Source organism: Demequina lignilytica, from assembly GCF_030418305.1.
Classification (GTDB): domain Bacteria; phylum Actinomycetota; class Actinomycetes; order Actinomycetales; family Demequinaceae; genus Demequina; species Demequina lignilytica.
On sequence record NZ_JAUHPX010000008.1, the window covers coordinates 80654 to 95096 of the forward strand.

Genomic DNA, 14443 nt, shown 5'->3' on the forward strand with positions numbered 1-14443 from the left:
GAGGGGGAGGCGGGCGTCAGGGGAGGTAGGACGATGCGGCGGCCGTGTAGGCCTCCATGATCTCCGGACGGGTGTCCTGGGCGGGGGCGGCGACCACCGCGAGCGGCCACTCTGGACGCGATCCCGTGAGCGCCCACGCGGCCTGGACCGCCGCGCCGGCGGCCACGTACTCGCCGGGCTCGGGCACCTCGACCGGCACGTCGAGCACCTGCGCCGCGATCGCCTGCACGGCGGCGTTCTGGGCCGAGCCCCCGACCAGCAGCGCGCGCTTCGCCACCACGCCGGCGGACAGGATCGCCTCCATGCCGACCGCCTGTGCCGCGAGCATGCCCTCGATCGCGGCGCGCGCGATGTTCTCGCGCGTCGTGTTGGCCAGCGTCATGCCGTGCAGGGAGGCGGTGGCCTCGGGCAGGTTCGGCGTGCGCTCGCCCTCGAAGTACGGGACCAGCGTGAGGCCGCCGGCACCCGGCTCGGCCGCCATGGCGAGCGCGCCCAGCTCGTCGTAGCCCACCCCGAGCACCTTCGCGAAGGCGTCGAGCACGCGCGAGGCGTTGAGGGTGCACACCAGCGGCAGGTACTCGCCCGAGGCGGAGGCGAAGCCGGCCACGATCCCGGTCTCGTCGCGGCAGCCCTGCTCGGTCACGGCGAACACGGTCCCCGACGTGCCGAGCGACACGACGACGTCGCCCACGGTCGCCCCGAGGCCGAGCCCGGCGGCGGCGTTGTCGCCCGCCCCTGGGCCCACGATGCAGGTCGCGCCACCGGTGAGGTCGCCGTGCACGGTGCCGGCGCTCTCGCCGGCGCCCAGCACGCGCGGCACCACCGCATCGTGCCCCAGGGCGGAGATCAGCAGGTCGCGGTCGTACTCGCCCGTCGCGGGGTTCCAGTAGCCGGTGCCCGACACATCCGAGCGGTCGGTCGTCAGCTCGGACAGCACGGGCCCGAGCGGCGACGATGCGGCGGGCCCGTAGCCCCGCAGCCGCCAGGTCAGCCAGTCATGGGGAAGGGCGACGGCCGCGACCCGCGCCGCGTTCTCCGGCTCGGCGTCGCGCAGCCAGCGCAGCTTGGTCGAGGTGAACGATGCGACGGGCACCAGCCCCGTGCGCTCCGCGAGGGCGGCGGCGCCGAACTCCTCGGTGAGGTCGCGCGCGGCGCCCGCCGAGCGGGTGTCGTTCCACAGCAGCGCGTCGCGCACCACCTCGCCGTCCCTGGACAGCGCGACCATGCCGTGCTGCTGGCCGCCCACGGAGATCGCCGCGACGTCGGCGAGGCCGCCCGCCTGCTCGATCGCGGCGAGGAGGGCCGTCCACCAGGCCGCGGGATCGACGGACGTGCCGTCGGGGTGCGAGGCGCGGCCGGAGCGCACCACCTCACCGGTCGACAGGTCGCGGACGACCACCTTGCAGCTCTGCGTCGAGGAGTCGACGCCGGCGACGAGCGTCATCGCGCGTCCTTTCTGATCACGGGGGAGAGGAAGAGGCCGATGCCCGCTCGCCCCAAGGAGGAAGGGCGGGCGGGCATCGGCGGGGGAGGGGGTGCGTCTAGCGGGCGCCCATGAGGTGCTCGACGGCCAGCTGCTGCAGCTTGACGAAGCCGAAGCCCTTGCCGTCGAAGTAGACGTCGGGCTCGAAGTCCTCGTACGCCGAGGCGTCGGCCAGCAGGTCCGCGGTGGTCTCGCCCTCGCCGAGCGTGGTCTGCGCGAGCTCGCCCTGGCGGGTCGCGGCGATGGCCTCCTGCACCTCGGGGTCGGCGCGGAAGGCCGCGGCGCGCTCCTTGAGCAGCAGGTACATGCGCATGTTGGCCTTGGCCGACTCCCAGACGCCGTCGATGTCCTCGGTGCGCGACGGCTTGTAGTCGAAGTGGCGCGGGCCCTCGTAGGCCTTGCCGCCGCCCGGGCCGCCGTTCTCGAGGAGATCGACCAGCGAGAACGCGTTGATCAGGTCGCCGTGGCCGAACACCAGGTCCTGGTCGTACTTGATGCCGCGCTGACCGTTGAGGTCGATGTGGAACAGCTTGCCGTGGTCGAGCGCCTGCGCGATGCCCGCGGTGAAGTTGAGGCCCGCCATCTGCTCGTGGCCCACCTCGGGGTTGAGGCCCACCAGCTCGGGGTGGTCGAGCGTGTTGATGAACGCCATCGCGTGACCCACGGTCGGCAGCAGGATGTCGCCGCGGGGCTCGTTCGGCTTGGGCTCGATCGCGAAGCGCAGGTCGTAGCCCTTCTCGAGGACGTAGTCGCCGAACAGGTTGGCGGCCTCGCGGTAGCGCTCGAGGGCGACGCGGATGTCCTTCGAGAAGTCGTACTCGGCGCCCTCCCGCCCGCCCCACATCACGAACGTCTTCGCGCCCAGCTCGGCGGCGAGGTCAATGTTGCGCAGGATCTTGCGGATGGTGAAGCGACGCACGGCGCGGTCGTTCGAGGTGACGCCGCCGTCCTTGAACACGGGGTGGGAGAACGTGTTGGTGGTGATCATCGGGATGGTCATCCCGGTCTCCTCGCACGCCTTCTTGAGCGCGTCGATCGCCGCGCGCCGGTCCGCCTCGGAGCAGCCGAAGGGGAACAGGTCGTCGTCGTGGAAGGTCATGCCGTAGGCACCGAGCTCGGCGAGCTTGTGGATCGCCTCGACCGCGTCGAGCGGTCCACGCGTGGCGGACCCGAAGGGGTCGGCCGCGTTCCAGCCGATGGTCCAGAGGCCGAACGTGAACTTGTCGGCCGGGGTGGGCGTGATCGCCATGCGAGCTCCTCTGCTCTGTGCGGGTGCACGTGATAAGTTTCTGGCATAAACATATGACGGGCGGGGCGTCGTGTCAAAGCGACGGCGGGGGATCGCGGCGCGACGATGCGGCGGTTTCAGCATCGTCCCTCGGTCCCGGCATACTGGCGGGCGACACAGGAGGTGCGCGTGGGTGCAGGCGACGCGACGATGGCGGCCGAGCAGACCGCCTCCCCGGCCATGCGCGCCCGCGGCAGCCGCAACGACCAGACCAGGCGCCACAACCTGTCTGCGCTGCTGACCGCGGTCCACTACGGCGGGCCCCTGACGCGTGCGCAGCTCACCCGCGACACCGGCCTGAACCGCTCGACCATCGGCGGGCTGGTCGCGGAGCTCGCGGACCTGGGGCTCGTGGTCGAGGACTCGGCGGCGGAGACGGGCGCGGTCGGCCGCCCCAGCCTGATCGTGCGGCCGCGCACGGACGTGGTCTCGCTCGCGATCCACCCCGATGTCGACGCGCTCGAGGTGGGGGCGGTCGCCATCGACGGCACCGTGGTGGGCCGGCGCCGCGTCGCCCTCGACGCGCCGCCGAGCGCGGAGAGCGCCGTCCAGATCGCCGCAGCGGAGGCGCGGTTCCTCCTGGGCTCGATGCCGGGCGTCCGGGTCGCGGCCGCGGCCGCGGCGGTGCCCGGTCTGGTCGCGATGGACGCGTCGACCGTGGTGGACGCCCCGCACCTGGGCTGGCGCGGCGTGTCGTTCGGCGAGCGCCTCTCCGACGCGCTCGGGATCCCCGCGACGGTCGGCAACGATGCGAACCTCGGCCTGCGCGCCGAGTGGGGCTACGGCGCCGCGAAGGGCCACGACAACGTCGTGTACCTCAACGGCTCCGCCTCGGGCATCGGCGGCGCCGCGCTGCTCGGCGGCGTCATGCTCCGCGGCGGCCGCGGCTACGGTGGCGAGTTCGGTCACATGATGATCCGCTCCGAGGGGGTCGAGTGCTCGTGCGGGCGCACCGGCTGCCTCGAGACCGAGCTCAACGCCGTCGCCCTCGACGCCGCGGCCCACGACGACGAGGCCCTCGACGCGCTCGCGAGGACCCTCGCGCGCGCGGTCGCCAACCTCGAGTGCGCCTTCGACCCGGACGTGGTGCTGCTCGGCGGGTTCCTCGGGACGCTCTACGAGGAGCGGGAGGCGCTCATCGAGACCGAGGTGGACCGCCACAGCTTCCTGCCCAAGGCCGAGGGCGCCTCCATCGCCCGCGCGGCTCTGGGCGGCAACCGGCTGCTGATCGGCGCCGCGGAGCGCGCCTTCATGCCGTTGCTCGCGGACCCCGCGGGCACCGTCCTCATCCAGCGCTGACCGATCCGGCGGGCTCGGGCCGCCCTGCCGTCCCGTCCTGGCAGACTGGCGGCATGATCACCGTCTCCGTGCCGGCACAGGAGGTGGCGGACGCCCTCGGCGACCTGGGGTCCGACGCCCGCGTCATCGTCTGGGACCCGCGCGAGTCCGACCCGCCCGCCGAGGAGCGCGAGCGCATCACCATCGCCTGCCTGCCGCACTGGAGCGGTGGCCGGAAGGTGTACGGCCGGCTCGGCATGTGCCCCGACCTCAAGGTGATCCAGATCGCCTCCGCCGGCTACGAGCACGCGCTGCCGTTCATCCCCGCGGGCGTGGCGCTCGCGAACGCGCGCGGGGTCCACGACACGCGCGTGGCGGAGATGACCCTCGCCCTCGCGCTCGCCTCGCAGCGCCGCCTGCCCCAGTTCCTCGACGCGCAGCGCCGCGGCGTCTGGGAGCCGGACTTCGCGGCGCCCTCGCTCGCGGACTCGCGCGCCCTGGTGGTCGGCTACGGCAGCATCGGCGAGGCGATCGCGGCGCGGCTGCGGGCGTGCGAGGTCGAGGTCGAGGGGGTCGCGCGGTCCGCGCGCATCGCTCCCGACGGCACGCTCGTGCACGCCGCCGCGGACCTCCTGAGCCTGCTGCCGCACCAGGACCTCGTGGTGGTGGTCACGCCCCATGACGAGTCGACCGACAAGCTGGTGGACGCCGCCTTCCTGGCGGCGATGAGGGGCGGCGCGCTGCTCATCAACGTCGGCCGTGGCAAGGTGGTCGACACCGACGCGCTGGTCGCCGAGCTTCGGACCGGCCGCATCCGCGCGGCGCTCGACGTCACGGATCCCGAGCCGCTGCCCGAGGGCCACCCGCTGTGGACGGCGCCCGGGTGCATCGTCGTGCCGCACGTCGCGGGGGTGGAGACCCTCCTGAACCGTCGCTACACCGATCTGGTGCGCCGCCAGGTGGAGGCGCGACGGCATGGGGACGACCCGGTCAACTTCGTGATGATGGGGGCGTTCCCGGCCTAGGGATCGCGGCGGTCAGGCGGCGTCGCGCATGGCGATCCAGGCCTGCACGATCGCGGTGAGCTCGTCGCGGCGCTCCTCGGCCTCGGCGATCGAGATGAAGGTCATCGACCGCCCCTCCTTGCCGTCCCCGAGCAAGTGGGGGAAGGTGCCGGGGATGAGCGCGCCCTGGTGGAACATCAGGGACGCGTGGCGGGTGGCCTTGGGGAAGAAGCTCGCGATGTTGCCCTTGTAGGTGAAGGTCGGTGCCTGCCACTTGATGCATTCGTCGACCCGGTCGTCGGCGTGAAGCATGATCCGCCTGACCCGCTCGACCACGTCCTTCATGGGGTTGTCGTAGCGAGTCATCCACAGGTCGACCTCGTTGTCCGCCATGAGGTCACCGTACTCCCGCGGTATCAGTCCTGGAAGGGCCGTTCGTGCTCGAGCAGCCAGCGCTTGCGCTCGACCCCGCCCGCATAGCCGGTGAGGGAGCCGTCAGCGCCCACCACCCGGTGGCACGGCACCAGCACCGTGAGCCGGTTGCGGCCGATGGCGCCGGCGACGGCGCGCACCGCGGTGGGGCGGCCGATCGCGTCCGCCACCTGCGCGTACGTCCGAGTCTCGCCGCACGGGATCGCGGAGAGCGCGGCCCAGACGCTGCGCTCGAAGTCGGTACCCGCGGCGAGCGTCGCGACCGGCGGCACCGCCGTCGGGTCCTCCAGGTAGGCGGCGTAGGCCGCCTCGGCGGCATCGAGCACGGCGTGCACCGGCGGGCGGTCGAGGCCGTCGAGCTCGGGGCGCCGGCGATGGTCGTCGAAGTAGGCGCCGACGAGCGCCTCCTCCGAGGCGACGAGCGTGAGCGGACCCATCGGCGTGGGGATGTCGCGTGCAACCTGGGTGGTCATGGGGTTCTCCCTTCAGAGACGGCGGTCCACAGGTGGAGGGCCGCGTAGGCGCGCCAGGGCCGCCAGGCCTCGGCGCGAGAGTCCAGCTCACGGGGGGTGAGGCCCGCTGCCTTGGCGAGCACCAGGTCGGTCGCGGGGAACGCGTCCGGGTCGCCGAGCGCGCGCATCGCCAGGTACTCGACCGTCCACGGGCCGATCCCGCGGATCCCGAGCAGGGTCGCGCGCGCGGCGTCGCGGTCGGCGCCGGGACCCAGGTCCAGGTCGCCATCGAGCATCGCCTTGGCCACGGAGGAGATCGCTCGCCAGCGCGCGGCCGGCAGCAGCCCGGAGCCGGGATCGACGTCGACGAGCGCCTCGGGCCCCGGCAACATCCGCGCCGGGACGCTCAGTACTGCTCCAGACCCCTCGGGCCCCTCAGCCGGGACGTCCAGTACCGATCCGTACGCCTCGACCAGCCTCCCGAGCGTGCGCCGCGCAACGGCGACGGACACCTGCTGCCCGACGATCGCCCGCACGGCCATCTCGAAGCCGTCGACGGCGCCCGGCACCCGGAGCCCGGGCGCGGCGGCCACGAGCGGCGCGAGCAGGGGGTCGGAGCCTAGCGCATCGTCCACCGCGACCGGATCCGCGTCGAGGTCGAGCAGCCGGCGCACCCGCGCGACGGCCGCCGCGAGGTCGCTGACGTCGGCGAGCTCCAGCACCGCGCGCACGCCGCCGGCGACCGCGCTCAGCGCGACCCGTGCGGCCCCGCGCGGCAGCCGCATCGTCCGCTCGTAGGTCTCGCCGTCCCAGGCCTCGACCCCGTCGATCGCGCGCACCCCCAGGAAGGCGAGGGTGCGCCCGAGCGTCGCGGGCGCGCGCAGCCTCAGCCGCAGCTCCACCCGTGCGTCGCCGGTCGCGCGGGTCCCCGCGCGACCGCGCACCTCGCCCGGCGTGAGGTCCCAGGCGCTGCGGGCCGCGTCGTTGAACTGCCGCACCGAGCCGAAGCCCGCCGCTCGCGAGACCGCGTGCACCGGCAGGTCGGTCCCCTCGAGCAGGGTGCGGGCGTGCTGGAGGCGATGCGCGATCGCCAGCGCGAGCGGACCCGCACCGAGCTCCTCGGTGAGCAGCCGCGACACGTGCCGCTCGGTGTAGCCCAGGCGCGCGGCGAGGCCCGCGACCCCCTCGCGCTCGATGACGCCGTCGTCGATCATCCGCATCGCCCGCGACGCGACGTCGGCGCCCACCCGCCAGCGGGGCGAGCCGGGAGCATCGTCCGGGAAGCACCGGCGGCATGACCGGAAGCCGGCCCGCTGCGCTGCGGCCGCGCTGGGATAGAAGTCGACGTTCGCGCGGGCGGGGGTGCGGGCGGGGCAGGACGGACGGCAGTAGATGCCGGTCGAACGGACGGCCGTGACGAACTGCCCGTCGTAGCGTGCGTCGCGTCCGCGGATCACCGCGTAGCGCGTCTCGTCGTCCCACATGCCTCGAGTGTCGCGCATCCTGGGCGCCGCGGATGGCGGATTTCGGACATCGCGGTGCGGGGTTGCCGCCGGCGGCGGCGCGTCAGCCGACGATCAGCCCCGCGGTCGCGGCGCCCTGACCCAGCACCACCAGCGAGATGAACGCGGCGAGGGCCATGAGCGCCGCCATGTAGCCCAGCCCGAGCGCGAGCGGCGCCCGGGACGATGCATGGGCGCGCCCGTCCCGGACCGCCCGGATCGAGAGGTGCCCGAGCACGAGCGCGACGGGGAACAGCCCGATCACCGCCGCGGTGAGCGCCGCGCGGGCCATCCAGTCCTCCGGGCGCTCGCGACGATGCGCGAGGTAGGGGTCGTAGCCGTGCGGGAGCTCGGGATGGCCGATGAAGCCGTGGTCCGATGAGGTGGCGCCCATGCGTGCCCTTCCTGTCCGGGCGGCACGCGAGGGGCAGGGCGCGGCCGGTGGCCGTGCGCCCAGGCGGGCGCCCTCGTTGGCTTTCCGCCACCGTAGCCCGCGCGCGTTACGACGGGATGACCGCGGTGCTACGTCTCAGCGCAGCTCCTTGCCCCGCTGGAAGTCCGCGAGCGAGACCTCCCGTTCTGCCTTGTGGTCGACCATGGGCTCCGGGTACGCCGGGGTGTCGAGCTCGGGCAACCAGCGCTCGACGTAGCGCCGGTCGGGGTCGAACTTCTTCGCCTGGGACTCGGGGTTGAAGATCCGGAAGTACGGCGCCGCGTCCCGTCCCGTGCCGGCGACCCACTGCCAGTTGAGCTGGTTCTGCGCGTGGTCGTAGTCGAGCAGCGCCTTGCGGAAGTACGCGGCGCCGCGCTGCCACGGCAGATGCAGGTCCTTGACCAGGAAGCTCGCGACCACCATCCGCACGCGGTTGTGCATGGTGCCGGTGGCGGCGAGCTCGCGCATGCCCGCGTCCACCAGCGGGAACCCGGTGCGCCCGTCGCGCCAGGCCATGAACGCCTCGTCCGCCTCGGACCCCGTCGCCCATGCGTCCTCGGGGATCACCGGCGTCAGCGATTCGCGCTGGGCGCGGGGGTGATGGTGCAGCACATCGGCGTGGAACTCGCGCCAGGCGACCTCCGACTCGAACTTGCGCGCGGCGTCCGAGCGCAGGCGGGACGATGCGGCGAGGACCGTCCGCGGATGGATCTGCCCGTAGGCGAGGGGCGCGGACAGGTGCGACGTGGCGTCGAGATCGGGCCGGTCGCGCTCGCTCGCGTAGCGGTCGATGTCACCGGCGAGGAAGTCGGCGAGCTGGTCGTGGATGCGTGCCTCACGGAACTCGGCACGCTCCGCGAGCGGGTCGTCGGCGTCGCCGTGGGCGGCGCGCTGGTCGAGGTCCACATCGCTCTCGACGCGCACGAACCCATCAGGATCGGCATCCGGGGCGGGGGAGCGCCAGCCGTGCTCGCGCCAGGCGCGCAGGAAGGGCGTGAACACCTTGAACTCGGTCCCGTCGCCCTTGCGCACCCGCCCGGGCGCGACCGCGTACGGCGAGCCGATGAACCGCAGCTCGCGCCCGTCGGCCCGCAGCGCCGCCGCGACGGCCTCCTGCTCGCGCACGCCGGCGGGCGAGAACTCCTGAGCCGCCCAGACCACCGGCGCATCGTGCTCCCGCGCGACCGCGAGCACCGCATCGTCGGCGGGACCGCGACGGACGCCGAGCGCACCCCCGGTGTCCTCGCGCAGACTCCACCAGACGCGGGCCAGGTGGGCCCGGCGACGTCCCGACCAGAGGCGGATCGCGGGGGTCCACACGGCGACGGCGGCGGCGGGGCCGTCCTCCTGAGCGCTGACCAGGGCGGGATTGTCGGCCAGGCGCGCGTCGCGCCGGACCCACCACACGGATGTCATGTCCGGCACAACACGAGGGGCCCGCCGGAAGATTCCGGCGGGCCCCTGAGAGGTGGGTGAGCGTCAGGCGCCCACGGCCACCGGCGCGTGCGCCTCGACGTGCGCGACCGCGGCGGCCAGGAAGCCGGACAGGATCGCCTTGACCGCGTCGTCGACCACGGCGCCGTCCGGGCCGAAGGCGGCGGGGTTGTACTGGAAGAACACCTCGGGCTGGCCCATGGTCAGCGCGTTGAAGTGGCCCAGGATCGCGCGCAGGTGCTGCTGCGCGGCGGCGGTGCCGACCGAGCTGATCGAGGCGCCGGCGATCGCGACGGGCTTGCCGTTGAAGGAGTTGGTGCCCCACGGACGGGCCGCCCAGTCGAGCGCGTTCTTCAGGGAGCCGGGCAGCGAGCGCGAGTACTCGGGCGTGAGGATGATGATGCCGTCGACCGACTCGATCGCGTCCTTCCACGCGGTCGCCTCGGCCGGGTAGTCGGCGTCGTAGTCCGGGGTGTAGAGCGGCAGGGCGCGGAAGTCGAGCTCGACGAGCTCGACGTCGGCGGGTGCGAGACCGACCAGCGCCTTCGCGACCTGGCGGTTGATGGACGTGCTCGAGAGCGATCCGACGATGTAGCCGATGCGGGTCATGAGTGTCTCCTCAGGGGTAGGGGGGGTGGAGTCTCCGACGACGCTGGCGGACAGTCACGAGAACTACGGTGACACGTCAACTATTCCAGAAGATGACAGGTCAACAAAATGCCCTGGTGCGCGCGGCGCGTCGCTGTGAGGGCGGGGGGGCGATGTGGGGAGGGGACGATGCGGCCGGCCGCAGGAGCCGGCCCGCGCCTCAGCCCGGCGCGCCGGTGGTGGTCTCGGTGGAGAACGCGAGGATCGCCGGATCCCCGGTGGCCACGAGCGGGTCGATGGTCGACGCCGTGTCGACGAACGGGCTCGGTGTGCCGTCGACCGGGCTGGCGGGACCGCCGTCAGCGCTCGCCTCGAGCCGCTGGAGCACGCGCATGGGACGGCGGGTCTCCTCGGTCGACAGGCGGCCCGCCGCCGTGTCGATCACGGGGCGCTCGGCGGTGGCGACGCGCTCGCGGCTCAGATGCGCGACGTAGCCCGCGGCCGCCGAGACCAGCTCGCTCACCTGCGAGTCGAGCTCGGCGTCGACGCAGCGTCCGGATCCGCCGAAGCAGTGCGGGGCGACCGCGAGCGTCCGCTCGGGCTGCCCCATCAGGCGCGCACCGGCGTCGTTGAGCACGGTGCGCAGGTGCTGCAGCGCGGCGAAGTATCCGGAGCGGGGCGCGGAGGCGCCGGCGATCACCACGGGCTTGCCCTCGAGCGAGCTCGGCGAGGCGGACGCCCAGTCGATCGCGTGCTTCAGGGCGCCGGGGATCGAGCGCTCGTGCGACGGGGTGATGATCACCAGCCCGTCGACGTCGGCGATCGCACGCTTGAAGGCGATCGCCCCCGCGGGCGTCGGCATGTCGGCGTAGGGAGCGTGGAACGGCAGCTCGGCGGTCGAGATCTCGACCAGGGTGGTGCCGCTCGGCGCGGCGGCGTGAAGCATGGTGGCGAGCTGGCGAGCAGTGCGGGCGTGCGGGAGCTGGCCCAGCAGCAGTCCAATGACCGGCATCTGCGGTCCTTCCTCGGAAGCGATGATGTCTCGACACTGCGACCGCAACCCCTCGCGGACACCCTCACCAACCAGGGGTGACGCAGAGACATTCCCGACACCTGCTCAGCCGCGGTGTCGAGAGGCCGTGCTCAGTCTGACAGACCGCTCGCGTACACGGCGATCGCGTCCCGCAGGAGCTCGGCCGTGCCGTCGCCGAACTTGTCGTACGTCGCCCGGAAACGCGGGTCCTCCGCGTACATCCGGCCCAGGCCTTCGTAGACCTCCCGGCCCGGCGTCCAGAACAGCGACACCCAGGCATGGTGGCGCGCGATCAGGGCCTGGAGCTCCTGGTCCTCGGGCGAGACCTCGGCGGCCGCGAGCCGCGCGACGCCCTCCGCGATCGCCGTGTGCTCCGCCTGGTGGCGGCGCTGCCCCTCGACCCCGAGCGAGGCCCACACGGCGTTCGACGTCTCCACGGCATCGTCCCCCCAGCGCTCGCGCGCCTCCGGCTCGTAGCGGTGGTGGTCGAAGCCCTCGAACATGTCGGCGGCGGTCATGGGCAGTCCTGTCTCGAGGTGGGTGAGGGTGGTCTCGACCGTCTCCGCCAGGGCGGCGTAGCGGTCGCGGCGGGCGAGGAGCGCGGCGTGATGGTCGCGGAGGAACGATGCGGTGAGCGCCGGGTCGTCGGTGTCGACGATGCTCGCGATGGTCTCGAGCGGCACGTCGAGCTCGCGCAGCACCAGGATGTGCTGGAGCCGGAGCAGCCCGGGCTCGTCGTAGTGCCGGCGCCCGTCGGGTGTGGTCCACGCGGGAGGCAGCAGGCCGATCGCGTCGTAGTGACGCAGCGTGCGGCTGCTGACGCCGGCGAGTCGCGAGAGCTCCGAGATGTCCATACCCACCACGGTAGAAGTTGACGTAGCGTCAAGCGCAAGCGGTGATGCGCGCGGACCGGGGATGCCTCGCTCTCCACGCTCCCGTATTCATGCACGAGCGCGCATCGTGATGGTGGGCGGGGTGCGGGGGCACCCGTTCGTTCGTGCATGAATACGGGAGCGTCTGGCGAAGGGGTAGGCGACGCCCCGTGGACCGCGCCGCGGTGACACGAGGGCCCCGGGGCCGGCGTGACGGAGCCGGCCCCGGGGCCGCGCGCGAAGCCCGCCCGCGCATCGTCCTAGACTCGGCACATGAGCCAGACCCCCGACATCAAGCCCCGTTCGCGCCAGGTCACCGACGGCCTGGAGGCGACCGCCGCGCGCGGCATGCTGCGCGCCGTCGGTCTCGGTGACGAGGACTTCGCGAAGCCGCAGATCGGCATCGCGTCCTCGTGGAACGAGATCACCCCCTGCAACCTCTCACTGCAGCGCCTGGCGGCCTCGTCGAAGAACGGCGTGCACGCCGCCGGGGGCTACCCGCTCGAGTTCGGCACGATCTCCGTCTCCGACGGCATCTCGATGGGTCACGAGGGCATGCACTACTCGCTCGTGTCGCGCGACCTGATCGCGGACTCCGTCGAGACGGTGATGATGGCGGAGCGTCTCGACGGCTCCGTGCTGCTCGCCGGCTGCGACAAGTCGCTGCCCGGCATGCTCATGGCCGCGGCCCGCCTCGACCTGGCGAGCGTGTTCCTGTACGCCGGCTCGATCATGCCGGGCCACGTGACGCTGTCGGACGGGACGTCGAAGGACGTCACGATCATCGACGCGTTCGAGGCCGTGGGTGCGTGCGCCGCGGGTCTGATGTCCGAGGAGGACCGCCTCGCGATCGAGAAGGCGATCTGCCCGGGTGAGGGCGCCTGCGGCGGCATGTACACCGCCAACACGATGGCGTCCGTGGGCGAGGCGCTCGGGATGTCGGTCCCCGGCTCCGCGGCCCCGCCGAGCGCGGACCGCCGCCGTGACTACTACGCGCACAAGTCGGGCGAGGCCGTGGTCGAGATGCTCCGGAAGGGCATCACCGCCCGCCAGATCATGACCAAGGAGGCGTTCGAGAACGCGATCGCCGTGGTCATGGCGTTCGGCGGGTCGACCAACGCCGTGCTGCACCTGCTGGCGATCGCGAACGAGGCGCAGGTGGACCTCACGCTCGACGACTTCGCCCGCGTCGCCTCGAAGGTGCCGCACCTGGGCGACCTCAAGCCGTTCGGCCAGTTCGTGATGAACGACGTCGACCGCGTGGGCGGCGTCCCCGCCGTCATGAAGACCCTGCTGGACGCGGGCCTCATGCACGGCGACGTCATGACCGTGACCGGCAAGACCCTCGCCGAGAACATGGACGAGCTCAAGCCCGCCAAGATCGACGGCCGCGTGGTCCGCGCGCTCAACAACCCGATCCACAAGACCGGCGGCATCACCATCCTCAAGGGCTCGCTCGCCCCCGAGGGCGCGGTGGTGAAGTCGGCGGGCTTCGACGACGACGTCTTCGAGGCCACCGCCCGCGTGTTCGACCGCGAGCGTGCCGCGCTCGACGCGCTCGAGGCCGGCGAGATCCAGAAGGGCGACTGCGTGGTCATCCGCTACGAGGGCCCGAAGGGCGGTCCCGGCATGCGCGAGATGCTCGCGATCACCGCGGCGATCAAGGGTGCGGGCCTGGGTAAGGACGTGCTGCTGGTCACGGACGGACGCTTCTCGGGCGGCACCACCGGCCTGTGCGTCGGCCACATCGCCCCCGAGGCGGTGGACGGCGGGCCGATCGCGTTCGTGAAGGACGGCGACAAGATCACCCTCGACGTCGCCAACGGCACCCTCGAGGTGCTGGTGCCGGCCGAGGAGATGGAGGCGCGCCAGGAGGGCTGGGCGCCGATCCCGGCGCGCTTCACCACCGGCGTGCTCGGCAAGTACCAGAAGCTGGTGGGCTCGGCGTCGAAGGGCGCCGTGCTCGGCTGAGCCTCCGCGTCGTCGAATCGCAGGAGCCCCGTCCGGTCCGTCCGGGCGGGGCGTTCCGCGTCACCGGCCGGTGAGGGACCGCCGCACGTCGTCGAGCACGGTGGTGGCGATGCCGAGGCCCAGCAGCACCAGGATCGCCGCGATGAGCCAGTCCTGACGCACGACCTCGATGAGGACGAGCACGGTCAGGACGGCGGCCAGCGCGAACTCGATGCGTGCGGAGCGCGGCGGCACCCGGGTGGTGTCGATCGGCGTCATCGGCGATCTCCTCATGTCATCGGGAGACGTCATCGGCTCCCGGTGTTTCGAAAACTAGCAGACCCTGCGGCGTGCGGATGAGACGCAGGTCCCGGGTGGAGACACCCACCCCCCCGCCGTCCCGCCCCTCCCGCGTGTCGGGACACTCAGTCCTCAATCTCGGGCGCATGCGCGCCTGCCGGGACACTCAGTCCTCGTGAGCGCGCGGCACCGTCCACGCAGGTCGCGATCCGCCGGACCGTGGCTGCTCTCGGCGGGGTCGAGGCGATGAGGACTGAACGTCCCGGGAGGCGCGGGAGGGCCTCGATAGGAGGACTGAGTGTCCCGAGCGCCACGAGGGGGCTGGATACGCCACACCAATCTCACTATTCAAGATCGTGAACCAATATGTGAGATAGTTGGTCCGGATGGTGAG

At 72.7% G+C, this 14443-nt stretch carries 14 protein-coding genes; 3 read left to right on the plus strand and 11 right to left on the minus strand.

The window, feature by feature from the left end; all coding sequences use genetic code 11:
- Positions 1-16: 16 nt before the first annotated feature.
- Positions 17-1444 carry a xylulokinase gene (locus QQX10_RS12260; protein WP_301121133.1) on the minus strand — a complete coding sequence of 476 codons (1428 nt, stop codon included), beginning with the start codon at positions 1442-1444 and terminating at the stop codon, positions 17-19.
- 97 nt (positions 1445-1541) lie between these two features.
- The gene (gene xylA / locus QQX10_RS12265; protein WP_301121152.1) at positions 1542-2732 is read right to left on the minus strand and encodes a xylose isomerase; all 1191 of its coding nucleotides are present in this window, start codon (positions 2730-2732) and stop codon (positions 1542-1544) included.
- A 168-nt stretch (positions 2733-2900) separates the two neighbouring features.
- Here xylA and QQX10_RS12270 point away from each other — a divergent pair, with 168 nt between their 5' ends.
- Both QQX10_RS12270 and QQX10_RS12275 read left to right on the plus strand, forming a co-directional pair.
- Positions 2901-4070, plus strand: coding sequence for an ROK family protein (locus QQX10_RS12270; protein ID WP_301121159.1), 1170 nt, complete (start codon positions 2901-2903; stop codon positions 4068-4070).
- Positions 4071-4123: 53 nt separating this feature from the next.
- Positions 4124-5074, plus strand: coding sequence for a 2-hydroxyacid dehydrogenase (locus QQX10_RS12275; protein ID WP_301121161.1), 951 nt, complete (start codon positions 4124-4126; stop codon positions 5072-5074).
- Positions 5075-5086: 12 nt separating this feature from the next.
- Here QQX10_RS12275 and QQX10_RS12280 read toward each other — a convergent pair whose 3' ends face one another.
- The 8 genes from QQX10_RS12280 to QQX10_RS12315 form a co-directional block, all read right to left on the minus strand.
- Positions 5087-5446: a DUF1801 domain-containing protein gene (locus tag QQX10_RS12280; protein WP_301121163.1), complete on the minus strand. Its 360-nt coding sequence runs from the start codon at positions 5444-5446 to the stop codon at positions 5087-5089.
- A gap of 23 nt (positions 5447-5469) precedes the next feature.
- A complete protein-coding gene (locus tag QQX10_RS12285) occupies positions 5470-5958 on the minus strand; it encodes a methylated-DNA--[protein]-cysteine S-methyltransferase (RefSeq protein WP_301121165.1) in 489 nt (162 codons plus the stop codon).
- Positions 5955-7421, minus strand: coding sequence for a DNA-3-methyladenine glycosylase 2 family protein (locus QQX10_RS12290; protein WP_301121167.1), 1467 nt, complete (start codon positions 7419-7421; stop codon positions 5955-5957). The genes QQX10_RS12285 and QQX10_RS12290 overlap by 4 nt, the downstream gene beginning before the upstream one ends.
- 82 nt (positions 7422-7503) lie before the next feature.
- Positions 7504-7833 carry a hypothetical protein gene (locus QQX10_RS12295; protein ID WP_301121169.1) on the minus strand — a complete coding sequence of 110 codons (330 nt, stop codon included), beginning with the start codon at positions 7831-7833 and terminating at the stop codon, positions 7504-7506.
- Between the two features lie 135 nt (positions 7834-7968).
- Positions 7969-9288, minus strand: coding sequence for a cryptochrome/photolyase family protein (locus tag QQX10_RS12300; protein WP_301121171.1), 1320 nt, complete (start codon positions 9286-9288; stop codon positions 7969-7971).
- A 63-nt stretch (positions 9289-9351) separates the two neighbouring features.
- Positions 9352-9915, minus strand: a complete 564-nt coding sequence (locus tag QQX10_RS12305; RefSeq protein ID WP_301121173.1) for an NADPH-dependent FMN reductase — start codon at positions 9913-9915, stop codon at positions 9352-9354.
- A 199-nt stretch (positions 9916-10114) separates the two neighbouring features.
- Positions 10115-10906 (minus strand): NADPH-dependent FMN reductase, encoded by a 792-nt coding sequence (locus tag QQX10_RS12310; RefSeq protein ID WP_301121175.1) that lies wholly within the window; start codon positions 10904-10906, stop codon positions 10115-10117.
- Between the two features lie 131 nt (positions 10907-11037).
- Positions 11038-11781: a MerR family transcriptional regulator gene (locus tag QQX10_RS12315; RefSeq protein ID WP_301121177.1), complete on the minus strand. Its 744-nt coding sequence runs from the start codon at positions 11779-11781 to the stop codon at positions 11038-11040.
- 291 nt (positions 11782-12072) lie between these two features.
- Between QQX10_RS12315 and ilvD the strand changes: the two genes are divergently transcribed.
- The gene (ilvD, locus tag QQX10_RS12320) at positions 12073-13770 is read left to right on the plus strand and encodes a dihydroxy-acid dehydratase (protein ID WP_301121179.1); all 1698 of its coding nucleotides are present in this window, start codon (positions 12073-12075) and stop codon (positions 13768-13770) included.
- Positions 13771-13830: 60 nt separating this feature from the next.
- Here the strand turns inward: ilvD and QQX10_RS12325 are convergent, their stop codons facing one another.
- Positions 13831-14028 (minus strand): hypothetical protein, encoded by a 198-nt coding sequence (locus QQX10_RS12325; protein ID WP_301121181.1) that lies wholly within the window; start codon positions 14026-14028, stop codon positions 13831-13833.
- Between the last annotated feature and the right edge of the window lie 415 nt (positions 14029-14443).